Annotated in this window: 21 protein-coding genes, 1 other RNA gene and 1 pseudogene; all 23 read right to left on the bottom strand. The window is 45.7% G+C overall.

Translation table 11 applies throughout. The features are described from left to right. Positions 1-534: 534 nt before the first annotated feature. Positions 535-3,687 carry a type I restriction endonuclease subunit R gene (locus tag KNP79_RS13045; RefSeq protein ID WP_215192707.1) on the bottom strand — a complete coding sequence of 1,051 codons (3,153 nt, stop codon included), beginning with the start codon at positions 3,685-3,687 and terminating at the stop codon, positions 535-537. Between the two features lie 3 nt (positions 3,688-3,690). Beyond that, positions 3,691-4,917 carry a restriction endonuclease subunit S gene (locus KNP79_RS13050; RefSeq protein ID WP_215192709.1) on the bottom strand — a complete coding sequence of 409 codons (1,227 nt, stop codon included), beginning with the start codon at positions 4,915-4,917 and terminating at the stop codon, positions 3,691-3,693. After that, a complete protein-coding gene (locus KNP79_RS13055; protein WP_215192711.1) occupies positions 4,901-6,472 on the bottom strand; it encodes a type I restriction-modification system subunit M in 1,572 nt (523 codons plus the stop codon). Before KNP79_RS13055 ends, KNP79_RS13050 begins: the two co-directional genes overlap by 17 nt. Before the next feature lie 78 nt (positions 6,473-6,550). Next, positions 6,551-8,422: an N-6 DNA methylase gene (locus KNP79_RS13060; RefSeq protein ID WP_215192713.1), complete on the bottom strand. Its 1,872-nt coding sequence runs from the start codon at positions 8,420-8,422 to the stop codon at positions 6,551-6,553. A 197-nt stretch (positions 8,423-8,619) separates the two neighbouring features. After that, positions 8,620-8,997 carry a hypothetical protein gene (locus KNP79_RS13065; protein ID WP_215192715.1) on the bottom strand — a complete coding sequence of 126 codons (378 nt, stop codon included), beginning with the start codon at positions 8,995-8,997 and terminating at the stop codon, positions 8,620-8,622. A 79-nt stretch (positions 8,998-9,076) separates the two neighbouring features. Then, the gene (locus tag KNP79_RS15770; RefSeq protein WP_371743435.1) at positions 9,077-9,760 is read right to left on the bottom strand and encodes a transposase; all 684 of its coding nucleotides are present in this window, start codon (positions 9,758-9,760) and stop codon (positions 9,077-9,079) included. 130 nt (positions 9,761-9,890) lie between these two features. After that, a complete protein-coding gene (locus KNP79_RS15775; RefSeq protein ID WP_251132972.1) occupies positions 9,891-10,169 on the bottom strand; it encodes a transposase in 279 nt (92 codons plus the stop codon). A 180-nt stretch (positions 10,170-10,349) separates the two neighbouring features. Next, positions 10,350-10,532, bottom strand: a pseudogene (locus KNP79_RS15890) (transposase family protein); the annotation flags it as partial. A 139-nt stretch (positions 10,533-10,671) separates the two neighbouring features. Beyond that, on the bottom strand, positions 10,672-10,827 hold the full coding sequence (locus KNP79_RS13080) for an alcohol dehydrogenase (protein WP_215192721.1): 156 nt from the start codon (positions 10,825-10,827) through the stop codon (positions 10,672-10,674). Between the two features lie 127 nt (positions 10,828-10,954). Further along, positions 10,955-11,310: a transfer-messenger RNA gene (gene ssrA, locus KNP79_RS13085) on the bottom strand. A 49-nt stretch (positions 11,311-11,359) separates the two neighbouring features. Continuing rightward, entirely contained in the window at positions 11,360-11,830 is a 471-nt protein-coding gene (gene smpB / locus KNP79_RS13090) for an SsrA-binding protein SmpB (RefSeq protein WP_029595066.1), read from the bottom strand. A 49-nt stretch (positions 11,831-11,879) separates the two neighbouring features. Then, positions 11,880-14,282 (bottom strand): ribonuclease R, encoded by a 2,403-nt coding sequence (rnr, locus tag KNP79_RS13095; RefSeq protein ID WP_215192723.1) that lies wholly within the window; start codon positions 14,280-14,282, stop codon positions 11,880-11,882. A 16-nt stretch (positions 14,283-14,298) separates the two neighbouring features. Next, positions 14,299-15,039, bottom strand: a complete 741-nt coding sequence (locus KNP79_RS13100; RefSeq protein ID WP_215192725.1) for an alpha/beta hydrolase — start codon at positions 15,037-15,039, stop codon at positions 14,299-14,301. Between the two features lie 102 nt (positions 15,040-15,141). Then, on the bottom strand, positions 15,142-15,366 hold the full coding sequence (secG, locus tag KNP79_RS13105; RefSeq protein WP_012726902.1) for a preprotein translocase subunit SecG: 225 nt from the start codon (positions 15,364-15,366) through the stop codon (positions 15,142-15,144). A gap of 73 nt (positions 15,367-15,439) precedes the next feature. Continuing rightward, positions 15,440-16,327, bottom strand: a complete 888-nt coding sequence (locus KNP79_RS13110) for a YitT family protein (RefSeq protein WP_052090147.1) — start codon at positions 16,325-16,327, stop codon at positions 15,440-15,442. Between the two features lie 54 nt (positions 16,328-16,381). Next, the gene (locus tag KNP79_RS13115; RefSeq protein ID WP_214796955.1) at positions 16,382-17,722 is read right to left on the bottom strand and encodes a glycosyltransferase; all 1,341 of its coding nucleotides are present in this window, start codon (positions 17,720-17,722) and stop codon (positions 16,382-16,384) included. Continuing rightward, complete coding sequence (locus tag KNP79_RS13120) at positions 17,719-18,927, bottom strand: glycosyltransferase family 4 protein (RefSeq protein WP_034780020.1); 1,209 nt, start codon at positions 18,925-18,927, stop codon at positions 17,719-17,721. The genes KNP79_RS13115 and KNP79_RS13120 overlap by 4 nt, the downstream gene beginning before the upstream one ends. A gap of 21 nt (positions 18,928-18,948) precedes the next feature. Continuing rightward, complete coding sequence (gene galU, locus KNP79_RS13125; RefSeq protein WP_215192727.1) at positions 18,949-19,830, bottom strand: UTP--glucose-1-phosphate uridylyltransferase GalU; 882 nt, start codon at positions 19,828-19,830, stop codon at positions 18,949-18,951. Between the two features lie 466 nt (positions 19,831-20,296). Further along, positions 20,297-21,589 carry a phosphopyruvate hydratase gene (gene eno, locus KNP79_RS13130; protein ID WP_021065450.1) on the bottom strand — a complete coding sequence of 431 codons (1,293 nt, stop codon included), beginning with the start codon at positions 21,587-21,589 and terminating at the stop codon, positions 20,297-20,299. A 37-nt stretch (positions 21,590-21,626) separates the two neighbouring features. After that, on the bottom strand, positions 21,627-23,165 hold the full coding sequence (gpmI, locus tag KNP79_RS13135) for a 2,3-bisphosphoglycerate-independent phosphoglycerate mutase (protein WP_214823204.1): 1,539 nt from the start codon (positions 23,163-23,165) through the stop codon (positions 21,627-21,629). Then, positions 23,166-23,918, bottom strand: coding sequence for a triose-phosphate isomerase (gene tpiA, locus KNP79_RS13140; RefSeq protein WP_034778525.1), 753 nt, complete (start codon positions 23,916-23,918; stop codon positions 23,166-23,168). An 18-nt stretch (positions 23,919-23,936) separates the two neighbouring features. Continuing rightward, complete coding sequence (locus KNP79_RS13145; RefSeq protein WP_131437839.1) at positions 23,937-25,121, bottom strand: phosphoglycerate kinase; 1,185 nt, start codon at positions 25,119-25,121, stop codon at positions 23,937-23,939. 98 nt (positions 25,122-25,219) lie between these two features. Then, on the bottom strand, positions 25,220-26,227 hold the full coding sequence (gene gap / locus KNP79_RS13150) for a type I glyceraldehyde-3-phosphate dehydrogenase (RefSeq protein WP_034778529.1): 1,008 nt from the start codon (positions 26,225-26,227) through the stop codon (positions 25,220-25,222). Between the last annotated feature and the right edge of the window lie 49 nt (positions 26,228-26,276).

Below are 26,276 nucleotides of genomic sequence, written 5' to 3' on the forward strand. Positions count from 1 at the left end.
TGGCAAGTCCTTTTTCTTTTCTAAAATAGGAGTGCAGAGTTGTGTACGTTTCCGTTGCACACTTCTGCACTCCTATTTTGCATTACACACTTGGCAGCAGCCACTTTACTTTTCGTATCTAACTGATATTTTCCCATTTGATTCACCTGCTTTCATTTCATTGTGATTGAGTTGCTCCATAAAATCAAAAGACCTTCTAATCTCAATGAAATTAGAAGGTCTTCATTAAAAATCATTGATTGCAGTCGTTGCAGACTGCTTAAAAATGGAGACGGCGGGGGTGGATGGGGCCGCCGTCTTGGGTGTTGGGGTTGTTGGGTTTTAGAGAGTTTTTATGCCTAAATTTAAATTGGTGAATGCCAGTTTGACTGACTATCATACATTTCTCAGTTTAAATTACATAGAACTGAAATAGTTTTATAAAAAGATAATATCTGATTGCCTCATATGATTAACAATTACCTTATATTTATTGTTAGCACTATTCCCATATAAAGAGGATTATTGTTAAACTCCACGATAAGCCTTTTGCTACTAAGCGTTATATTTCTTAAAATTCTCAGCCTGCTCAAATATCTCTTTGAATACCTCATCACTTGGTACAGGTGGATATCCTTCTTCATCGAGTGTAATTATAAGGTCTACTTTCAACTCTGCCTTGATATCATCTCGGCTCGACCAGTCTGTATATTTGGCTTTATCTGCAATTATTGTTTTAATTGCTTGTGATAATTTGATGAGTTTATCATGTGGATATTCAAACTTATATTTTTCTGAAATGGCTTTAAGAATATCGTAAAAGGCCTTTTCTTCAAAGTCGATACCTAAATCCATAAATGAATCACGCTCTTTTATTAAATCCGCAAATAATTCTGCAAATTGTTCCGCAACGTCTTCTAATACATCACTTTGTAACACTTGGAAATCTGTTCGTTCATTATAATGTTCTACTAGCGCTTTAAACCTTCTTGAAAAATCGACACCTTGCATTTTATTAGTCTTTTTAAATTCTTCAATTGCTTTTGCTAACAATTTTTGTAGCAGCTTAATCTTAGTGTTTGGTAATTTGATTTTATTAATTTTATTTAAATAGTCATCGCCAAATAAATCCGAACTGTTGTTAGGATCATCTTTATCTAATTTAAAGACTTCTTCAATACCCTCACTAATTAGAGCTTCCTTCATCATCTGTCTTACTTTTTCATTCATTTGTGCAGTATCTGGAGCTTCACCTTTTGTTAGTTTATGAATAATCGATCGAACTGCTAAATAATAATGAACATAATCTCTTTCTTTTTGACTAATATCTTCACTAGAAACACATAAATTATAAGCAGAACGAAGCTTTTTAGTGATGGCCATGAAACGCTTTTCCAATTGCTCTGTCTGTTGTGCAAACTCGGCTGCTTGATTTAGACATTCTAATTGTTGTAAAGGTGTTCCAGTGAAATAGGACGTATTATTAAAGGTGTGGAAAATTCTTGATAATAAGTCGAGTTGGTCTTTCACTATTACCACAGCTTTTTCAATACCATCAAAATTTTCTCCTTCAACCACTCCATACTTCTTCATAGCTACATTCAGATTACTTTTAATACCGAAATAATCGACAACTAATCCAGTCTCCTTACCTTCATAAACACGGTTTACTCGTGAAATAGTTTGGATTAACGTATGCTGTTGAATAGGTTTATCAATATATATAGTGTCTAGTGAAGGTACGTCGAAGCCTGTTAACCACATATCAACAACGATGGTGATTTTAAAATTCGACTTTTCGTTTTTAAATTGTCGATCTAATTCTTTTCGGTATTCTTTCGTGCCTAATAGGTCATATAATTCTTTACTATCGTCCTTGTTACGTGTCATGACCATTTTAATTTTTTCCATAGGCTTAATTTCTTTTTTTTCTTTATCTGTAAGGTTTACACCTTCGTCACACACTTTAACTTCTGCCCATTCTGGACGTAATGCGATGATTTCCTTATATAAATCAAATGCGATATGTCGGTTAGCAGCAACAAACATTGCTTTTCCTTTAACGGTTGCGCCTTCTTCGATTCTCTTTTCATAATGCTCTACAAAATCTTCGGCAATCAATTTTAGTCGCTTTGGATCTCCTAAAATCACTTCCATTTGAGTTACGGCACGTTTACTTTCGTCTATTTGATATTCATTCGCTCCAGCTGTTTCACAGACTTTATAATATTTTTCGATTTCTTGAAGCTTTGATTCATTAAGATTTACTTTCGCAGCTCTTCCTTCATAAACGATTCGAACTGTAATTTCATCGTAAACCGCCTCTAACATTGTATATGCATCTTCAACTTGACCAAAAACATCAATCGTGGCATCTACAGGTGTTCCAGTAAACCCTACGTATGTAGCATTAGGTAAGGAATCATGAAGATGTTTTGCGAATCCGTACTTTTTGTGAACTCCATCTTTTGTTTGAATTATTTTTTGATCAAGGTTAGTTTGTGATCGGTGTGCTTCGTCTGAAATACAAATGATATTATTTCTGTCACTTAATAAATCGATATCTTCGCTAAATTTTTGAATTGTTGTTAGAAATACTCCACCACTTTTACGATTTCGTAAGTACGTTTTCAAGTCATCTCGAGTTTCTACACTAATTACTTGCTCATCACCAATAAAGTTTTTGGCATTCGTAAATTGCCCGGCTAATTGGTCATCTAAATCCGTACGATCTGATATTAAAACGATAGTTGGGCTTTGTAGCTCTTTATCACGCATTACTAAACGAGTAAGATAAAGCATTGTGTAACTTTTTCCTGAACCTGTTGCACCAAAGTAAGTACCACCTTTACCTGTACCCTGCGGCTTCATATTTCTTTTAATGCTCGCCAACAATTTGGTCGCTGCATAGTATTGAGGATAACGAGGGACAACTTTTAGCTCTTTGTTCGTTGTATCGGGAAAATAAATAAAATGTCGTAATACTTCGAGGAAACGCCTTCTATTAAATAAACCTTTTACCATTGTATATAGCGAATCAATACCATCTTTTTCAAAAGGCTCATTTCCTTCTATTTTACGCCACCCATAAAAGAAATCGTATGGAGCAAATAAAGAACCTACTTTATTATTTACTCCATCACTAATGACACAAAAAGCATTATATTTAAATAGTTCTGGAATATCCCTACGATAACGCACCGTTAGTTGTGTATAAGCGTCTTTAATAGTCGTATTTTCTTTAATAGCACTCTTAAACTCAATAACAACTAAAGGTATTCCATTAACATAAACGATTGCATCAGGTATACGCTTTTCATAGCCCTGAATCTCTAGTTGGTTTACTATCTTAAAAAGATTTCTATCAATATTATTAGGATCAAAATCTATAAATTGAATAAATAAGTCTTTTTTACTTCGATCTTCACGTTTAAGAACAAAACCATCAGAAATCATTTTTATAATAGCTTTGTTGCTTTCATATAACGCGGATGTAGGTAACATTTCGAGTTGAAGAATGATACTTTCAATTTCATTATTCGTAATCTTTTGATCCGAATAACGATTAAGAAGAAATTCTTTTAAATCATCACGAAGCAAAACTTCATCAATTTCTTTTTTTACATTTCCGTCATTCTGATACTGGTAGTTTTCATTTTTAAATAGTTCTATAACAGCTCGTTCCAAGGATTCTTCCGTAAATTTCATAATCTAATCCTCCATTGCTGCAAGTTTTGATAAAACTATATTTTGCATGTGTTTTAATAACAAATTTTCTTTCGTTTTTAAATGAATATTTTCAATAATTTTTTGAACGTTTTCTTTAAATTTAAAAATAATAGGGTTAGGTGGTAATAAAATAAGCATTTCTCTCAGGAACCCTAATGTTACATAATTTTGGGTACTACCATTTGGATTGGATGCAATATATTGTTTCATATACTCACTTTTTAAATAGAAAAGAATGTACTCTGCCATTTCTTCTTTTTCAGATGTCTTAAATAATCCCACATTTTTTATAGCAAAATTTATCTCGTCATATAATATGTAGCTTATTAAGCCAACAGTACCAATCATACTAAATAGGATGTCATATTTTTCAACCTTACTTCTTTTGTTTATTTGAATATAATCTTCTTCGCTAATATTGTACGTTTCGTCAAGCGAAATATAATAATTATTAAGATGAGTGGATGTTACCAAAGGGTACCCAAAATCAGTTGGGTTAGGTGAGCCATGTGTACCATCTTTTACTGAAATTATTTTTGATAATCCAACAGACTCCCATCCTTTCGGATACTCCCTTTCCAATTCTTCATTAAATTCCATTTCACCTTTATTGGATTTGTAAGGCTTACCATCCTTATCTGGAAATTCAAAGTCAATAAACCATTGCTTATAAATAGTCTGTGCTGTTTCATCTAATTTTTGAATAAAACTGTTGTTAAGTTCTATTCTGTCTTTCAAAACTTTAAATTCTTTTACAACTTTCCTTTGTTTATCTATAGAAGGAACAGGAAGTTGCATATTACAAAAATCTTCCCATTCTATGCTACCTCTAACCCCACCTATTGCATAAAAACATGCTTCTCTGTCAAATTCCCCCCTACTGAACCACATCATTAAATACTCAGGCAAAATAAGATTTGTATCTATAACTTCAAAAACAGGATAAGCTGCTGATATAATTGCTTCATCAATATCCTTTAGCAAAGCAACTGGCATTTTTTTATCCCGTCTTACCTGCATCGTGCTACAAGCAAATTGGTTTTTTCTAATAACTTTATAATTTTTTAAATCTGTACCAATAGTGTTTGCAACTGATGGAATAAATTCTTTCGTAATACTAAGTCCCAAAAGAGTATTTATACTAAGATCAACATTTCTTTCATCAACTAACTGTATGCAATCTCCAATTCTCTTATAATTTAATGTCATATCCTAACTCCTTAAAAATACTTAATAAATTCTTCTTAGATTCCTCTTCAGCTTTAAGAATTTCAGTGAACTGGTTTTGTAATGACTTCATTTTAGTATCAAAATCGATATCCTCATCCCGATTTACAAACTCAATGTATTTACTTGGTACTAACGAGAATTCTTTTTTGGCAATCTCTTCAAATGATGCACTGTAACAAAATTCTGGAATGTTTTGGTATTTGATTTCACAATCAATTTGTTGCCAGTTGTGGTACGTATTAGAAACATTTGTAATATCATCATCTGAAAACTGAATATATTTTTTTTCAAATGGAATACCCATCTCTCTTAAATCCATAAATAAAATTTCTTTTTCTCGGTTTCGATAACTTTTTAGTTTTCCATTTTGATCAATAATACGCTCTTTTTTATTCTTATTGAGTATCCACAATGTAACACTTATATTGGTTGTGTAAAACATATTTTGAGGTAATACAATAATCGCTTCAACTAAATCATTTTCAATTAACTTTTTACGTATTTTGTATTCATCACCACCACCACTTAATGCACCATTAGCCAATAAAAATCCAGCTACACCATTTTCAGATAACTTAGATACAATATTTAAAATCCAAGCATAGTTCGCATTACCTCTAGGTGGTACTTCGTAACCAGCCCAACGAGAATCATCAGATAGTTCATCTTCAGCTCGCCACTGCTTTTGATTAAACGGTGGATTTGCCATTATAAAGTCAGCTTTTAAGTCTTTATGCTGATCGTTAAAGAAAGTATCTGCAGCCATATCACCAAGATTAGCTGAAATACCTCTAATAGCTAGGTTCATTTTTGCAAGCTTGTAAGTTGTATTTGTATATTCTTGCCCGTAAATTGAAATGTCTTTTTTATTACCTTGATGAGATTCAATGAATTTTACAGATTGAACAAACATACCACCTGAACCACAAGCTGGATCGTATATTTTGCCTTTATATGGTTCTAATAATTCTGTGATAAGTTTTACAATACTTTTAGGTGTATAGAACTCACCTTTACCTTTACCTTCTGCTAATGCAAATTTACTTAGGAAATATTCATAGATACGTCCAACGATATCTTGTTCTTTGTCTTTTAAAGTGTCAATGTTATTAATAGTATCAATTAATGAAGCCAACTTACTTATATCTAACTTTAAACGTGAATAGTAGTTGTCAGGTAATGCCCCTTTAAGTGAAGGGTTATTTTTTTCTACAGTAGCTAGTGCTGTATCAATTTTTAATGCTAGATCTTCTTGTTTTGCATTTTTAATTAAATAACTCCAACGTGAAACTTCTGGCAAGTAGAATACGTTTTTCATCGTATAAAAATCAACCATATCTACATATTTTTCTTTTCCCTCTTCAATTAATTCAGCTTTTCGTTCTTCAAATTTATCGCTTGCAAACTTTAAAAAGATTAGTCCTAAAACTACATGCTTATATTCTGATGCTTCAACAGAACCACGTAACTTATTAGCCGATTCCCATAAAGTTTCTTCCGTGCTTTTTTCTTTTAATTCTTTTTTCTTAGCCATAATTATCCCCTTTTATTACATAGTATATGAAAAACCCTTAGCCAAAAGGGCTTCTCATATATAGTATTTAGTTATTACTTAATCTAACGTTTTAAATGCTGTTGTTAAACCCATTTTTTCATATAGTTCATAGTAAAGTGAACCATATTTTTCCTTTGCTAATCGAATTACCTCTGCTAATTCGTTATCTGCATTCAAAAATTGTTCACCTAACTCATTCTGTGTCTCCATATCAACTTCCGGTAAAAGTATCGATTCAATATCTTTAACGCTCAATACCGTCACAGCAGTACCTTTTTGCTTAGAACTAATATAGTACGTACCAATAGGGCTTTCTAAGAACGACTTAATAAAGTACGAATTCACGTTATCGTTAGGACGAATAATGATAAAATTATGTGAAGCGATAAGCTTTCTATCTAAAGCAGGTACGATGGCAATTTTTATAGCTGTACCTCGGCTAGACAATAAAATATCGCCCTCTTTTACTTCGTATGCATTTACCTTCTCTGGTTCTAAATCAATTCCATTTAATTGCTGAAACTGAATTTTACCATCTTGAACATCCGCTAATTGAAGTAAATGATAGTCTCCCTCTTGCTGTTCTAAGTCTTTTTTCGGTGGTGTATTCATTCCTCTAATGATGGTAGCCAATTCTTTAAGCTCAACTTTTGGCGTAGAAGCATTTTCATACGTATTTTTGTTTACTAAAACATTCCCAAAAATACTATCTACATTATCCTCAGTGAAGTAATGAGCAATATTTAAGTTTGCATCTTCAATATCTTCAATTGATACAAACATGCTGTATTGCTTAATTTCTTCGATATTTTGATATGCACTAATAATTTTGTGTTGATCCTCTGCTCTTAAAACATTTTGACCGCGTGTTTTTTCAACATGGTCTTGCGCATTAATGAATTGAATTTTTCCTTTTCGTTCAGCAGACTTATTTTTATTTAAAATAAGAATTGCTACAGGAATGTTAGTAGTAAAGAATAGATTTGATGGTAAGCCAATAATTGCTTCAATTAAATCTTCCTTTAAAAGTGCTTGTCGTATTTTTCTGTCCGCACCACCTCTAAATAACGTCCCATGTGTAACAATCAGTGCTGCCTTACCATCCTCTTTTAAAGATGCGATGGCATGCTGGATAAATGCCATATCAGCATTCGAGTTACTAGGCATACCATATTTATATCGATTGTATAAATCGTATTCTGCTCTTTCATTTCCCCAGTTCTTTAAAGAAAATGGGAAGTTCATTAAAACGTAATCAAATTTCTTTAACTGCCCTTCAACAAATGCAGGTTCAAGTAACGTATTGCCTAAAGCATATTCATGATCCATACCATTGATAATTAAATTCATTTTTCCTAAGGCGTAAATTGTAGGGTTGATTTCTTGCCCAAATAATTTTGCTTTTTGTTCATGTTTCTCGGCGTATTTTGCTGCTTCAGTTAATAAAAGAGACGCACCAGCCGTTCCGTCATAGACTTCGCCATTTCTTACGTTTAAAAGAGATGGTAATAATTTGGCTAATGAATATGGTGTAATAAATTCACCACCCGCTTTCCCTTCATTTGAAGCAAAGTAATATAACATAGCGTTAAACACTTCAGGTGTCACTTCCATGTGATTAGTAAATGATATTAAATGATCCACTGTCTGTTCATCTAACTTCGCTAAACTTTTAGTAGCAAAAATTTCTCCTAATTTCGGGTTAGTCATTTCAATTTCTTTAAAAGCATTCATCAATACATTCTTTAAGTCATGTCGAGTAAAAACGATGTTACTCCATTTTGCTGCTTCTGGAATTACAAATTTATCGTCTGCCTCCATGTACTTTACTGTCATAGTTGATGCCAATACATGCTTATACTCTAATACACCAACATAACCTCTCAACACATTAGAAATTTTCCAAAGGGACGTACTTAAATCAATCATAAAAACCTCCCATTCCAATTACTCTGAAAAGTAATTGGATTAATTTATTAAATTTAATCAAAAAAAGAGGCACAATATTTTTATAGTCTCAACCACTTTTTCTGCCTTGATTTTAAGATAGCAGATTAAAAACAAAAAGTAAACACATTTAATTTAAAAGTAATTAAATTACTTTTAAATTATGGAATTGAAAATTATTAAATAGGACTCAACAAAGATGGCTCACTAATATAAATCACTTCCCAGTCTTTCTCCCTAAAACCTTCTATATCAATAGCGGTAACTCCATCACTATTCATTGTTATGCATAATAAATGCGTTGGTCTACTCATACCTACGTATGTAACTTTCAATGCCTCTTGCCCTTTCTTTTGAGCAGCTACTTTTTTGTCATATTCTCCTTTTAAAAAAGGAATGATTCTATTTAAATCTAGGCCCTTATAAAAAGTCTCTAAATATAATGTAGCTGAATGTGTTTCTCCTTTAACGCCATGTACCGTATCTATTCCAACTTGAATATCTGAATAGTTTGGTAATGTATTGTAATGAACGCTGTTAAAATGGTTCTTCCTCACTTTTGATGAAACGCTCCATCTCTATGGTTATGTGGCTATCGATTCATATATCAGTAGAACATCAAAATTCAAGTGACACTCATATTTTGATGCGTAACAGTGCCAATCCCGCCCGACCATACATTTGACGTTTGATTGTTTTCAGTCGATTGACCTGTCCCTCGACCATGCCATTTGACCAGGGCAGCGTCATCCCGAGTCGGATGGCGTCGACATCGCCTCGTATATAGGTAGCGAAAGAGGAGAGTGAAGTTTCATTCATCCGTTCCGCCTGTTCACACCACTCAAAGATATCCTGTTCAGACGTCGTCTCCCCGAAAAGTTCCTTGAACGAACGGACGAGCTCGTTCAATTGCTTCAAGAAGGGATGGATGCCCAGTATCTTTAGGAGAAGTGGTTTGTTGGAAGGCTCATCTTCCCAAAGGACTTTCTGGATGATTCTTCGATTGATGCTTATTTCGTGTGGGACTACTTTTTTCAACTTTGCGACATAGGATCGGAATGTACTGATTCCACGGATATACCCTTTTCGTTTCAATGCCCGATGCATCCATTCTGTCGTCCTGCCTTGGCGGTCCATCTGGCGATGTCTTGTTTGTGCACGTCTGCACTGTGTCGTCGATGTGACCGACTGATCCTTGGTGGCTCTGTCAGCTTCAGATATCTCCGACATGTCTTCGGGTCGATTTGATGCCGTCTGACCAACTCGGAAATTGGGACCCCTTGCTTGGCATCCTGCTGTACGGTCAGAATAAGTGCCCATTTCCTTCTCTCGGCATCCGTCAGCTCACGTTCGACGCTTGGACCATCCGGTTCGAGAAGAATCTTTTCGCTTGATGGAAGGCGTCGTTTCAAAACCTCTTCAATTTTTTTCCTAAATTCTGACACAGGTGCTATCGGTCGCTCACCTGTTGAATCGTCTCATCGGCCAAGCGGATGGCCTCCCGGAACTCGACGGACCCGTCCCGTGCCACGACCTGGATGGTAGGGTGTGAGCGAATCCAGGCAGAGACGGTCTTAACATCCCGAGAGGGAAGCAGCGCGATTGGTCGTCTGGTCTCAAGATCGCAGATGATCGTCCCATACTTTTTTCGTTTTCTCCAAGCCCAGTCATCGATGCCGATTACGTGAGGAACAGGTTTCTTCACATGATTTTCCGATCGTTTCAACATTCGGAGTAGAGTACTGTCGCTGATGTTGTTCAAAATACGTTCCAGCCCAATCGCACTCATCCCACCCAATAGCCTCAAAAGACTGCGTTCCAAACGGATTGTTCTGCGGGAATGTGGTCGACAAAGGGACGGGAACCTTTCCGTGAAGATACTTGTCGGACAGACAGGGTTGTCGCAGAAGAAGCGTCTCGCCTGAACCAGCAGCTGTACATCCATCCCGAACACATGCTCATCCCTCAACGTCCTGATGTATCTGCTGTGGACACGGTATGAGCACTTTGTACAACGAGGACAGGCAGCACAAGACTTTTTTCCATGACAAATGAACTGATATACTTCATCGAAGTGGTTCGTATCAATCACTTCTAGTTCTGGAAGAAATCCATCTAAAATGATTAATCCCTTCAATCCTTTTAGTGAACTAATTCCCGAAGACGGGCTTCATCAAAAGTGAGGAAGAACCAATTTTAAACCGCTGTTGACAATCAGCTAAGCTGTCTGATCATTCCCCAGATTGTTTCTTCTCATTTTTCTTCTGCAAATATGCTTCTCGAATCTGATTAATCTTATCCTTTTTATTCGACACAACTGGTTTTTTCCCATCTTGATACTTGGCAGCGGCCACTTTACTTTTCGTATCTAATTGATATTTTCCCATTCGATTCACCTGCTTTCATTTCATTGTGATTGAGTTGCTCCATAAAAATCAAAAGACCTTCTAATCTCAATGAAATTAGAAGGTCTTCATGAAATATCATTGATTGCAACCATCGCAGACTGCTTAAAAATGGAGACGGCGGGAGTCGAACCCGCGTCCGAAGGCATCGTAACGCATGCTTCTACGTGTGTAGTTTATCTATTGAATCTCAATGTGACACTGCCGATAAACAGGCGTTGTCGCATCCAGTCTGATTCATCTCTTCTTCGCGCCCTCAGACGGCGAGGTTGAAGCGTAGCTTGCTTAGTTTGAGACCCTGATAATCATCCACACAAGCGATGGATGTCAGGATCCGCAGGGCACTTAGGCTGCTGCGAGTTGTGTGTTAGTTTTGCCAGTTATAGGCGTTTGCGTTTTAACGAGGCCGACCCCTCGACACGCCACATACGACCGACCTACCCCCGTCGAATCCATAACGTCCCCGAGGTGGTAATTGGTACTACAACAACTATACCACAATCAGGTCTCGCTGTCAGTATTTTTGCCGGTCCCGGAGTGCCCGGTCGACGTCGCGCTTCGCATCTTTCTTCTTCAAGTCGTCGCGCTTGTCATACTTCTTCTTCCCGCGCCCGATGCCGAGGAGACATTTGGCAAAGCCGTTCTTGAGATACACTTTGAGCGGGATGATTGTATACCCGTCACGCCCTTGTGCACCGATGAGCTGATTGATTTGCTTCTTATGCAACAATAGCTTTCGGACACGAAGCGGCTCATGGTTGAACCGGTTCCCTTGCTCGAACGGGCTGATATGACAGTTGTGAAGCGTTGCCTCGCCACCGTCAAAGCGGACATAGGCGTCGGCAATGTTGATTTTCGACTGGCGCACCGATTTAATCTCGGTCCCCGTCAACACCATGCCGGCTTCAATCGTATCTTCGATCGCGTAATCGAAGGACGCTTTTCGGTTTTGCGCGAGCGCGTTCGAATCTTTCTTCTTGGCCATAGACATTCAGTCCTTTACTTCAATATGGAGGAGGGGTCGCCCCCTCCCATCAACGACGCTTCTTCGCTCCGCGTTTGGCGTCGCCTGTTCGTTTTTGACCGTCTTTCTTTTTCAAGTCGAGTGCCGAACGTCCTTGCGACGTCTTCGGCTTCTCGCCTGGTTTGGACGGTTTGCCGGCTTGACCCGGTTTCCCTGGTTTACCCGGCTTGCCGCGCTTCGGACGTTTGTCGTCACGGCCGCGGCCTTTTTTGTCGTCCTTCTTCGGACGGCCTTCCGTCGCTTTGATCGTCGTCGGTTGGCGACGGCGCGACTGTTCCCGTTTCGGCATGCCGACGACGGTAAAGTCAATCGTGCGCTCGTCCAAGTTGACGGCGTCGACCTTGACGCGCACCGAGTCACCGATGCGGAACTGACGTTTCGTCCGCTCGCCGAGCAACATGAGTTGCGACTCGTCGAAGTGGTAGTAGTCATCCATCGACTGGAGACGAACGAGTCCTTCGATCGTGTTCGGAAGCTCGATAAACATCCCGAAGTTCGTGACACCGCTGACGACGCCATCGAACTCTTCACCGAGACGTGATTCCATGTACTCGGCTTTCTTCAAGGCTTGCGTCTCACGTTCGGCATCGACCGAACGACGCTCGCGTTTCGACGCCTGTTCGGCGATCGAACCGAGACGGTCCTCGTACTTGGCGATCGTCTTCTCTGACACGTCGCCGTTGAAAGCATACGTGCGCATGAGACGGTGGACGATCAAGTCCGGGTATCGACGAATCGGTGACGTGAAGTGCGTATAGAAGTCGGTCGCCAGGCCGAAGTGACCGAGCGAGACATCGTCGTACTTCGCCTGTTGCATCGAACGGAGCATGATCGTGCTGATGACCGGCTCTTCCGGTTCACCCGAGATCGCCTTCAAAATCTTCTGAAGCGTCTTCGGTTCGACCTTCTGGCCTTTGAACCGCTCGATATGCACGCCGAAGTTCGCGACGAAGTCGAAGAAGAAATCGAGCTTGTCCGATTTCGGGTTATCGTGCACACGATAGATGAACGGCACGTCCATCTTGTGGAAGTGTTCGGCGACCGTCTCGTTGGCCGCGAGCATGAACTCCTCGATTAACTTCTCGGCGACCGAGCGCGGACGCAAGACGATATCGGCCGGTTTGCCTTCCTCGTCGACGACGACTTTCGCCTCGGCGAAATCGAAGTTGATGGCACCGCGCGAGTTACGGCGCTTGCGGAGCACTTCCGCGAGCTCAGCCATGAGGTCGAACAACGGGATGTACGGCTCGTAGCGTTCGAGCGTCGCTTCGTCATCACGTTCGATGATCTCGCGGACGTTCGTATACGTCATCCGCTCCGTCGTCTTGATGACACTCGGGAACAGCTCATGGTGGACGACCTTCCCGTTTTGCGGGGAAATCTCCATGACGCAGCTGAGCGTCAACCGGTTGACGTGCGGGTTGAGTGAACAAATCCCGTTCGAGAGACGGTGCGGCAACATCGGGATGACGCGGTCGACGAGATACACACTCGTCCCCCGTTCGAACGCCTCGACGTCGAGCGGTGACCCTTCCGTCACGTAGTGTGACACGTCGGCGATATGGACGCCGAGCTCATAGTTACCGTTGTCGAGTTTCTTGACGTGGACGGCATCGTCCAAGTCTTTCGCGTCTTCGCCGTCAATCGTGAAGATTGTCTCGTTACGAAGGTCGACACGGCCCATAAAGTCCTTCTCGTCGGCCTCGTCCGGCACGGCGTTCGCCTGGTCGATCACATCTTCCGGGAACTCCGTCGGGATGCCGTGCTTATAGACGATCGACAAGATGTCGACGCCCGGGTCGTTCTTATGTCCGATGATGCGGACGACGTCACACGCTCCGGCGAAACGTCCGTCCGGATATTTTGTGATGCGGACGACGACTTTATGGCCATCGACGGCACCGAGCGATTTGTCCGGGTTGACGACCGGCCAGAAGTTGATGCGCTTGTCATCCGGCTCGATGAAGGCGAACTGGTCGAGGCGTCCGCTCGGGAGCGTATACGTCCCGACGAACTCCGACAAGCCACGCTTCAATACTTTGAGGAGCACGCCCTCGGTCTTGCCGCGGTTGTCCTCGCGTTTTTTGACGAGGATCGTGTCGCCGTGGTAGACGTCTTTCAATTGGTCGGGCGGAAGGAACACGTCCTCCGTCTCCCCTTCGACCGATAAAAAGCCGAAGCCGCGTTGGTGAATCGAGATGATTCCCGCTGCTTGGCCGAGCACGGCGAGCGTCCCGTAACGGTTCGTCCGTGTGCGGCCGATTAAGCCCTCTTCTTCGAGGGTGTTCAAGGTGCGGATGAGCTCTTTAAAGGCATCCGTCGACTCGAGCGCGAGACGCTCGGTCAATTGGTCCACCGTCAGTGCTTTGTCACTGGCTTGGATGATTTCTAGTAGTTGGTCACGTAAATTCAACGTGACACCTCCTTTTTCAAACTGACCAGTCTAACGTTTCGAGAAAATCGAGCACGTCCTGGTGCAGTTTCTCTTTTTCTTTATCGAGTGTGATCACGTGTCCCGACTCCTCATACATGAGCAGTTCTTTTTGGAACGCGTTGATTGCCTCGTAAATTTCGTGTGCAGATTCAGGATCGACCATTTGATCTTTCGCCCCTTGGACGACGAGCGCCGGGACGAAAATATCTTCGAGTTTTGTCGTCGTGTCACGGACGAAGGCACGGAGGTCTTTGAGCGTCGGCATCGGTTTGAAGTCCGCCATCTCCTGTTCGATCTGTTCAGGCGATTTTTCTTCTCGAGATTTATATTCTCGGGCGTAGGCTTTGACTCCTTTGTATAACCGATCTTCGGCATCGATTCCGGTCGGAGCGCACATCGGGATGACGCCTTTGACGTTTTCCTCCGAAGCGAGGCGAAGCGACATGACGCCGCCGAGCGAGAGGCCACAGACGGCAATCTCCTCATAGCCTTTCTCTTTCAATGACTGGTAGGCGTTCATGACGTCTTCCCACCAGTCCGCCGGTCCGTACTGAAGCAATTCTTCCGGCGGGACGGCATGGCCTCGGTACTGGGGACCCATACACGTATAGCCTTCTTTTTGCAGGAAACGACCGAGCATGCGGACATCCGCGCTCGATCCGGTAAAGCCATGTAACATCAACACGGCACGTGGTCCGCCTTCAAAGAAGAACGGTTTCGGTGCTGTAATCTTCATTGCTAACGTCATCTCCTCATACAATCCATTATTCCCAAAAAATAATTGAAAAAAACAAAAGCCGACCGCCTCACGTAAAAATCGAGAACGATCAGCCTTTCATCATAATGATGCGACTAGTAATCCTAAAATGAAAAACAATGTGCCTAGTACAGCTGCAGTTCGGTTCAAAACAGCGTCGAAGCCGCGCGCTTTCTGGCGGCCGAACAACTGCTCCGCGCCACCTGCAATCGCCCCAAGACCTTGCGACCGACCTGACATGAGCAGTACGACGACAATCAATAAAACAGCCACGACGAGCAGGCTGATTGTAGCGATCGTTTGCATAGTAGTCAGTTCCTCCTTCTTTTTACACGCTTCTTATTATATAGAAGTTGGCGTCAAAACGCCAGCGTTCAAATTATCGGGACGGGTAGCTGAACCCTTCCCCGATGACCTCTTTCACTTGGTGGATGACGACGAAGGCACGTGGGTCGGTCACTTCGACGATTCGCTTGAGCGGACCGATTTGACGCTTGTCGACGATCATATACAGCATGTTTTTGTCCTGCTTCGTGTAGTAGCCGTGGCCATGGATAATCGTTGCCGAGCGGCCGAGCGTCTCCGTCAACACGACGGCGAGCTCTTCTTGCTTGTCGCTGATGATGGTGACGGCCTTGCGGATGTTGAGCCCTTCAGCGACGAGGTCGATGACCCACGAGCCGATGATGATGGCGATCAACGTATAGAGCACGACCTGCTCCCCGAGGATGAAGCCCGACGCCCCGACGACGATTGCATCGATGATGAACATCGACACGGCGACGCTCATGTGCAAATACCGCTCCATGAGCCGAGCGATGATGACCCCGCCCCCGGTCGTCCCACCGACGCGGAGCACCATGCCGATACCGACACCGATCATGATCCCGGCGTAGACGGCCGCGAGCAGTTTGTCCTCGGCCGGGCTGCCCCAACTATGGGTCAAGCTGAGGAAGAACGATGTCGCGATGACAGCGACGACCGAGTACACCATCGTCCGTCGATCGAGCAGCTTATAGCCGACGATGAACAACAGACCGTTCCCGATGATCGACGTGACACCGAGGTCCCAGCCGAACAAGTAGTACAGGATAATCGTGACCCCGAGCAGGCCGCCTTCCGAGAAGTCGTTCGGGACGGTGAAGTAGTTCACCCCGAACGAGAGAATGAATGAGCCGGCGATGATCCAGGCGATATCCTTCAAGGAGATCGATTGGAGCTTCTTCCAGACTTGTTGACGCAGTAAATGTTGTTGCTGACGTTTCATCAATTTTCCCCCTTCCATAAAAAAAGACCGCGGCACAAAGCCACAGTCTTCGTCTTACTGTTGAGCTGGCTTTGGCGCACCGTCTTTCATAATCGGCAACTTGCGGTCCACGACGTTCGTGTAGACGTTCAAGAGTGCCTCTTTTTCCAAATCCCAGTTATATTGCTCACGCGCCGTCTTCGTATTCTCTTTGACACGGGCGTAGAGTGCTTGATCGTCGAGCAGGCGGTTGACGCCTTCGGCGATCGATTGTGGGTCGTGCGAGTCGACGACGACACCGACGTCGTTCCCGGCGACGACACGTTCGATTTCCGGGAAGTCACATGAGACGACCGGTACTTCGGCCATCAAATATTCGAACAGCTTGTTCGATGACGCCGAGTAGTGGTTGAAACAGACGTTGTTCAACACTTGGAAACCGAGATATGCGTTCATCGTATAGTACGGTAACGCCTCGACCGGTACTTTGTCAATCATCTTGACGCGGTCGCTGACGCCTTCGTCCTCGATCATGCGTTTGATGACCGGTTTGAGTTTTCCGTCCCCGATCATGACGAGCGTGCCTTCGTTGAAGTCCTTGACGGCGAGGATGAGCTGCTCGAGTCCGCGACCGGCTTGAATGCCGCCTTGGTACAAGAGGATCTTCTCATCTTTCGGCAAGTCGAGGAGCGCATGCAAGTCTTTACGGAGCGAGAAGTCGAGCGGACGATAGAACGGATAGTTGTGGAGCACGTACGGATAGAAGCCGTAGAGCTCTTCGTTGTGCGCCGCGCGCGTGTGGTTCTCGACCATCATCGAATCGACATACGGCAAGAGCCAGCCTTCAAGGTTACTTTGGATATAGCCGTAACCGGTCCGGTCCGTCTGGACTTCATGCGAGTCGTAGACGATCTTGCCTTTGTTGACGATTTTCCCGGCGATCAACGCCTGCGGGAGCGTGTTCAAGTCGTTGGCGTGATAGAAATCGTACGACTTCTTCGTCGAAGTGAACACCATCTCGAGCATCGCGCTCGCGTTGACGATGTTTTTACGCACCGGCGGGAACAAAATCGCACCCGCTGCCGCACCGAGTCCGAGCATCGTCAGTGGTGCGAGGATGAACAATCCCGCGCCGACGAGTCCAGCCCCGAGCTGGCGTGTCTTCTTCTCAGACACCCATGTCCGAATCGATTTGAGCGCCTTCATCCCGTTGGCGAGAATCGACGGCTGACGTTTGACGCGAATGACGCGGAACCCTTCCGGACGCATCTCTTCTTTCGGGAGCGACGGATTTTTCGGGTCTTGGAGCGCGATCAAATCGACTTCATAGCCCGCTTCGGCGAGCGCCGAGCATTCGCGCAAGACGCGCGCATCATTCGTAAAATGGTTCCATACAAACATACATACTGACTTCATCGTGTTTCCTCCATCGTTACTTTTTCGATCACGTCTTCGAGGACGTGTATATTGTTTTCCCAGCACAGGTTCTCTTTCACATAACGGATCCCGTTCACGCCGTATTTCTCACGTAACTCGGGACGTTCGAGCAGTTTACGGAGCATGTGCTCGATCTCGTTGATGTCACGCTTCCGTGACACGTAACCGACCTCGGCCGCTTCGATGACATTCGCCGCATGGCCTGACACCGCCGCGACGATCGGTTTACCGACCGCCATGTAGTCGATCAGCTTGCCCGGGATGACCGTATCGAACACTTCTTGCTCGATCAGGCTGACGAACGCGACGTCCGCGTTCTTGATGGCTTGGAACGCCTCCGTCCGAGGCATCGCCTCGAGGAAGAGGAAGTTCTTGAAGCCACGGGCCTTGATCGTCTCTTTCAACTCGTTTTTCCGGTACCCGTAACCGATCAATTTGAAATGGACGCGTGGCTCGTCACGGAACCGCTCCGCAAGTTCAAGCAAGAGCGACACGTCTTGGGCGAGGCCCATGTTCCCGGCGTACAGGATTTCCATCCGGTCGTCCTCGGGGACGGTCCGCTCAAGGTTGCGCTCGCTCTCACGAATCGAGTTCGGCATGTAGTGGATCATCTCGTTCTCGACGCCGCGCTGGCGAAGATAGCTGCGGAACCCTTCCGAGTTGATGATGATTTCATCGGCCGACTTGTAAAGACGCTTCTCGAACCAGAACGCCGGGGCGAGCATCCAGTCGTGTTTGAACACGCCGACGCCTTTCACCGACTCCGGCCAGAGGTCACGCACGTCCAAGATAAACGGGACGCCGTACTTGCGTTTCGCATACACACCGACGAACGCCATAAAAAAAGACGGGGTCGTCGCAAAGACGACATCCGGTTTCGAGTCGAGCTTTTGGACGGCGGCGACGCCTTTGATCATCTGTTCCAAAAACAAAGCGAGCCGACTCACCATGTTCGACGTATGTTTGCGCTTCTTCGTGATGAGCCGCTTGATGAACGGCTGATTGTTGAGCGCCTTGTCGTTCCAGAAGCGATCGTCTTTATACAAGTTGAAGTTCGGATACGATGGGGCGGCCGTGATGACCTCCACCTCGTATCCGCGTTCCTTCATGAGATGCGTGATATTTTGCATCCGGTTGCCGGCACTGCCGATCTCCGGATAATAGTTTTGACAGACCATTAACATTGTTTTCAAAAATAACACACCTTACTGTTGTTCGAGTTCGTCCACGAAGCGCTTCAAGAGCGTGTGGACGTTGGCTTTTAAATCTGGGTCGCACAGTGCGTGGGCGATCGTCGCTTCGATGAAGCCGATCGGTTCCCCGACGTCATAGCGACGCCCGTCAAATTCATAGGCGAAGACGGTCTCCACCTCGTTCAAGCGGGCGATGGCGTCCGTCAATTGGATCTCGCCTCCCGTCCCGACTTCTTGCGCCGACAACGTCTCGAAGACGTCCGGCGTCAAAATGTAACGGCCGAGGATGGCGAGGTTCGATGGGGCTTCACCAACGGCCGGTTTCTCAACGAACGTCCGGACCGGGATGAGCTTTCCTTCGACGGCAAGCGGGTCAATTATACCATATCGATTCGTCATTTCATACGGGACGCGTTGCACCCCGATGATCGAGCGCTCATACTGCTCGTACTGGTCGATCAATTGCTTCGTCGCCGGCACGTCCGCCTCGATGATATCGTCCCCGAGCAGGACGGCGAACGGTTCGTCGCCGATGAACTTGCGGGCACACCAAATCGCGTGGCCGAGCCCTTTTGGTTCCTGTTGCCGTATGTAGTGGATGTTGGCGAGGTTCGACGAGTGGCGCACCGACTCGAGGAGCTCGATCTTGCCTTTTGACTCAAGGTTCTGTTCGAGCTCGATGGCCCGGTCGAAATGGTCCTCGATGGCGCGCTTGTTCTTCCCGGTCACGATGATGATGTCCTCGATGCCGGAAGCGACGGCTTCTTCCACGATGAATTGGATCGTCGGTTTGTTGACGATCGGGAGCATCTCTTTCGGCATCGCCTTCGTCGCCGGCAAGAAGCGGGTACCGAGCCCGGCGGCCGGGATGATGGCTTTCCGTACACGTGTCATGGACGTCTCTCCTTTTTTATGCTGTATCTGATGATTATACCCAATTTCCGAGTGTTCACGCACACAAAAAAACGGCCGTGACGCACGTCACGACCATTTCCGGTCGTCCATATACTTGTACAGGAACCAACCACCGACACCGAGCACAATGAGAAGAAGGAGAAAACCGCTGACCATCATGACGAACGCCTCCTTTCACCTACACTAGTCTATTCCCGGAAACGGAGCAGAATATACTATCCGCCCTGGCGGCACCGATGCTTTCTGCAGGCAATCTACGGTGCCGCTTGGACGGAATCAGACGGTGGGCGACTCCTTGGGGAGAGTGATGCAAGGATGACCCCGTAAAGCGCGCATGCGCTGCGGAGGCATCCGCATCACCCCAGGAAAGCGTCCCGCCGTCTGATGAAGATAATCAAAACCACAAAAAAACAGGCCCGCACGAGGCGGACCTGAAAACAATCAATTATTTTTTGAGGTTGTAGAACGACTTGATGCCGTCGTATTTCGCTACATCGCCGAGCATGTCTTCGATGCGGAGAAGTTGGTTGTACTTCGCGATACGGTCTGTACGCGAGAGCGAACCAGTTTTGATTTGACCAGCGTTTGTCGCAACAGCGATGTCCGCGATAGTCGCATCTTCTGTTTCACCAGAACGGTGTGAGATAACAGCTGTGTAACCAGCTTTTTTAGCCATTTCGATCGCATCGAATGTTTCTGTGAGCGTACCGATTTGGTTAACTTTGATGAGGATCGAGTTCGAGATTCCTTTTTCGATACCTTCAGCCAATTTCTCAGTGTTCGTCACGAAGAGGTCATCCCCAACGAGCTGAACTTTGTCACCGATTTTGTCAGTGAGCAATTTGAAGCCGTCCCAGTCGTTTTCGTCGCAACCGTCTTCGATTGAGATGATTGGGTATTTGCTTACGAGCTCAGCGTAGAAGTCTACGAGCTCAGCAGTTGTCATTGACTTGCCTTCGCCAGCGAGTTCGTACTTGCCAGTCGACTTGTCGTAGAACTCAGAAGACGCAACGTCCATTGCGAGGTAGATGTCTTCGCCAGCTTTGTAACCAGCTTTTTCGATCGCTTCAAGGATAACTGTGATCGCTTCTTCGTTAGACTTAAGGTTTGGTGCGAAACCACCTTCGTCACCGACAGCTGTGTTAAGACCCATACCAGAAAGAACTGATTTGAGGGCGTGGAATACTTCTGCACCCATGCGGAGCGCTTCACGGAACGTTGGCGCGCCAACAGGCATGATCATGAACTCTTGGAAGTCAACGTTGTTGTCAGCGTGCGAACCACCGTTGATGATGTTCATCATTGGAGTTGGAAGCGTCTTCGCGTTGAATCCACCGAGGTACGTGTAAAGTGGAAGGCCAAGCTCGTCTGCTGCTGCGTGTGCTGCTGCCATAGAGACACCAAGGATCGCGTTTGCGCCGAGTTTACCTTTGTTTTTCGTACCGTCGAGCTCGATCATTTTCTTGTCGAGTGCGTTTTGGTCGAATACATCGTAGCCGATGAGTTCTGGTGCGATTGTGTCGTTTACGTTAGCAACGGCTTTGAGTACGCCTTTACCAAGGTAACGTGACTTGTCGCCATCGCGGAGTTCGACTGCTTCGTGCTCACCAGTTGATGCGCCTGATGGGACGAGGGCACGGCCGAAACCGCCGTCTTCTGTGAAGACTTCTACTTCGATTGTTGGGTTACCGCGTGAATCCAAAATCTCGCGTGCGTAAATTTCTGTAATCATTGACATGAAAATTCGCTCCTTTTTGTTTGGAAAGTTTTTTGAGTTACTTCGTGACGATTGATGTGCCGGTCATTTCTGCCGGTTGCTCTCCACCGAGAAGGTGAAGGAGCGTCGGGGCGAGGTCGCATAAAGCGCCTTCTAGAACTGGTTTCAGTTCCACCCCTTCTTTCGTGACGATACATGGTACTGGTTCCGTCGTGTGGGCCGTCATCGGTGAGCCGTCCGGGTTCGTGACAAGGTCAGCGTTCCCGTGGTCCGCCGTGATGATCGCCGCGCCGCCTTTGGCAATGAGTGCGTCCACTACTTTACCGAGGCATTCGTCGACGACTTCGACAGCTTTCTTCGTCGGTTCGAGCATACCGGAATGGCCGACCATGTCCGGGTTCGCGTAGTTGATGATATACGCGTCATACGTGTCCGATTCGATGCGTTCGAGAAGACCTTCCGTGAGCTCGTATGCGCTCATTTCCGGCTTCAAGTCGTACGTCGCCACTTTCGGTGACGGTACGAGGAAACGATCTTCACCTTCGAACGGTGTTTCTTGTTGTCCGTTCAAGAAGAACGTGACGTGCGGGTATTTCTCAGTTTCCGCAGCGCGGAGCTGTTTGTACCCTTGCGCGGCGAGAGTCTCACCGAGCGTGTTTTTCAAATCTTCTGGTGGGAAGACGATGTCCGTGTCGATTTCATCCGAGAATTTCGTCATCGAGACGAGCAAGATGTTCTCTGGATGTGTGTTCGAAAGTTCGAAGCCTTTGAAGCCGGTCTTCTCTTTGAACACTTTCGCAAGTTCAATCGCCCGGTCCGGACGGAAGTTGAAGAACATGATTGCGTCGTTGTCTTTAATCGTCGCAATCGGTTGACCGTCTTTCTCGATGACCGTCGGAAGAACGAATTCATCCGTCAAGCCGTCTGCATACGACTGTTTAAGAACGTCGACTGCATTCGTGCCGACTTCACCTTTCGCGTTGACGAGCACGTCGTATACTTTCTCGACGCGTTCCCAACGGTTGTCGCGGTCCATGGCATAGTAACGTCCAGACACGCTAGCGACTTGACCGAGTCCGAGTTCAGCGAGCTTCGCTTCCGTCTGTTCGAGGAAGCCAGCGCCTGATTTCGGATCACAGTCACGGCCGTCCGTGAAAGCGTGAATGAATACTTTTTCGATACCATGAAGTTTTGCAAACTCGACGATGGCGTACATGTGGTTGATGTGAGAGTGAATCCCACCGTCTGAGACGAGGCCCATGATGTGGAGGCTCGAATCATACTTTTTCACATGTCCGGCCAAGTGATTCATCGCTTGGCGGTCGAAGAGTGAACGGTCTTTGATGGAATTGTTGACGCGTGAAAGTGACTGATAGACGACCCGGCCGGCACCGATGTTCAAGTGACCGACTTCCGAGTTCCCCATCTGACCTTCCGGAAGGCCGACGTACTCGCCTTTCGCGTTCAAGAGCGTATGTGGATACTGCTCCCAGAAGCGGTCGAAGTTCGGTTTGTTCGCCGCAGCGACCGCATTACCGAACGTCTCGTTCCGCATTCCAAAACCATCCAAGATGATGAGGGCGACTGGTCTTGCCATTTAAATCGCCTCCAACAACTTGAGGAACGAAGCAGCTTCAAGTGAAGCACCGCCGACGAGTGCGCCGTCGATGTCTTCTTGTGCCATATACTCCTTGATGTTCTCAGGTTTTACAGAACCGCCGTATTGGATGCGAACCGCAGCCGCCACGTCTTCACCGTAAAGACCTTTTACCACGTCACGAACATATTTACATGAGCTTTGCGCATCTGCTTCGTCCGCTGATTTACCAGTGCCGATCGCCCAAACTGGCTCGTACGCGATGACGAGTTGTTTGACTTGGTCAGCTGAGAGGTCCGCGAGGCCACCTTCGACTTGCGTCTTGATGACTTCTTCGAACTTGTCGCCTTCGCGCTCTTCTAATGTTTCACCGACACAAACGATTGGCGTAAGACCGTGTTCGAACGCTTTTTTCGTTTTGCTGTTGATGAACGCATCAGATTCGCCGAAGTATTCGCGACGCTCTGAGTGTCCAAGGATGACGTATGTCACGCCGAGGTCAGCGACCATGGCCGGGCTGATTTCACCTGTGTATGCCCCGCTGTCTTTGTCGTACATGTTTTGAGCACCGAGCTTAAGGTTTGACCCCTTCGCTGCTTCTACCATCGGTGCGAGAAAAAGTGCTGGTGCACCAATCGCCGCGTCAACTTTGTCCGTTGACGGGATGTTATTTTTAACTTCCTCTACGAAAGCGACAGCTTCCGAGAGTGTTTTGTTCATTTTCCAGTTACCTGCAATAATCGGTTTACGCATCGATAACCCTCCTCTATTTTACTTGTCGTTCAACGCTTCGACGCCTGGAAGTTTCTTGCCTTCCATGAATTCGAGTGAAGCGCCGCCACCAGTCGAGATGTGGCTCATTTGGTCAGCAAGGCCGAACTTGGCTGCTGCCGCGGCTGAGTCACCACCACCGATGATTGAGTATGCGTCGCTGTCTGCGAGTGCTTGAGCGACACCTTTCGTTCCGTTAGCGTACTTATCGAGTTCGAATACGCCCATCGGTCCGTTCCAAACGACAAGTTTCGATTCGCGAATCGCTTCCGCGTAAATTTCGACTGTCTTCGGTCCGATATCAAGACCCATGTGATCCGCAGGGATCGAGTCGATATCGACTGGTCCGACGTATGTCTCTTCGCCGAATTCTTTCGCAATGACACAGTCGACCGGCATCAAGAACTTCACGCCTTTGTCTTCTGCTTTTTTCATGAACTGACGAGCGAGGTCGAGCTTGTCTTCTTCAAGGAGTGACGTTCCGACTTCGTGCCCGAGTGCTTTCGAGAACGTGTACGAGAGACCGCCACCGATGATGAGTGTGTCAACGATGTCAAGAAGGTGGTCGATGACCCCAATCTTGTCAGCAACTTTCGATCCGCCGATAATCGCCGTGAACGGACGGTCTGGATTCGAGAGTGCCTTCCCGAGGACTTCAAGTTCTTTCTCCATCAAGAGACCAGCCACCGCGTGGTCCACGTTTTGCGCGATACCTTCTGTTGAAGCGTGGGCACGGTGAGCCGCACCGAACGCGTCGTTGACGAAGATATCAGCGAGTGCCGCGAAACCTTTCGCGAGTTCTGGATCGTTTTTCGTTTCACCAGGGTAGAAACGGACGTTCTCGAGAACGACGACGTCACCTTCACCAAGTTTTGAAACGGCTTCTTCTGCGACTGGACCGTACGCCTCTTCAACGAGGGGTACATCTTTGCCGAGAAGTTCAGCGAGACGTTTAGCGACCGGTGCGAGTGAGTACTCGAGGTTCTTCTCGCCTTTTGGACGGCCGAGGTGGCTCGCCAAAATGACTTTCGCGCCGCCGTCGATCAAGTGTTTGATCGTCGGAAGAGCCGCTTGGATCCGCGTTTCATCTTGAATGACGCGATCTTTGAGTGGAACGTTGAAGTCAACGCGGCAAAAGACGCGTTTCCCTTTTACATCGATGTCACGAATAGACTGTTTGTTCATAACCTTCGCCTCCATATGTCGTGCGTGTCAATTTCATAAATAGAGCGGAGAACAATCTCTTGTTTCCGCTCCTATTTGATTCTATTTAGTTCACGAACTTACTTCGCGATTTCAGCGAAGTGCTTGAGTGTGCGAACCAATTGTGCAGTGTAAGACATTTCGTTGTCGTACCAAGAAACTGTCTTAACGAGTTGCTTGTCGCCAACTGTCATTACTTTAGTTTGTGTCGCATCGAAGAGTGAACCGTAAGTGATTCCGACGATGTCAGAAGATACGATTTCGTCTTCAGTGTAACCGAATGACTCGTTCGCTGCTTTTTTCATTGCTGCGTTGATTTCGTCAACAGATACAGTTTTCTCAAGAACTGTTACGAGCTCTGTGAGTGAACCTGTAGCAACTGGTACACGTTGTGCCGCACCGTCAAGTTTACCTTGAAGTTCTGGGATAACGAGGCCGATCGCTTTAGCCGCACCAGTTGTGTTCGGTACGATGTTTGCTGCTGCCGCACGTGCACGACGGAAGTCGCCTTTCGGGTGTGGAGCGTCAAGCGTGTTTTGGTCGCCTGTGTAAGCGTGGATTGTTGTCATGAGACCTTCAACGATTCCGAACTGGTCTTGGAGAACTTTCGCCATTGGCGCCAAGCAGTTTGTCGTACAAGAAGCACCAGAGATTACTGTCTCAGTACCATCAAGGATGTCGTGGTTTGTGTTGTAAACAACAGTCTTCATGTCACCTGTAGCCGGAGCCGAGATCACAACTTTTTTCGCGCCAGCTTTCAAGTGAAGCTCCGCTTTTTCTTTTGCTGTGAAGAAACCAGTACATTCGAGAACGATGTCAACACCGAGCTCGCCCCATGGAAGTTCTTCTGGGTTGCGGTTAGCAAGTGTAACGACTTTCTCGCCGTTTACGAGGAAGTGACCGTCGTGTACTTCTACTTCTCCGTCGAAACGACCTTGTGTCGTGTCATACTTGAGAAGGTGAGCGAGCATCTTCGTGTCAGTCAAGTCGTTGATTGCAACAACTTCGACTCCTTCGTTTTTGATGATCTCGCGGAATGCCAAACGACCAATACGTCCAAATCCGTTAATACCAACTTTTACTGCCATAGTTAATTTCCTCCTTAGGGTAGAAGCTATTTATTGAAGAGCCAACGGG

The organism is Exiguobacterium sp. s7 (assembly GCF_018618195.1).
GTDB classification, from domain to species: Bacteria; Bacillota; Bacilli; order Exiguobacteriales; family Exiguobacteriaceae; genus Exiguobacterium; species Exiguobacterium mexicanum_A.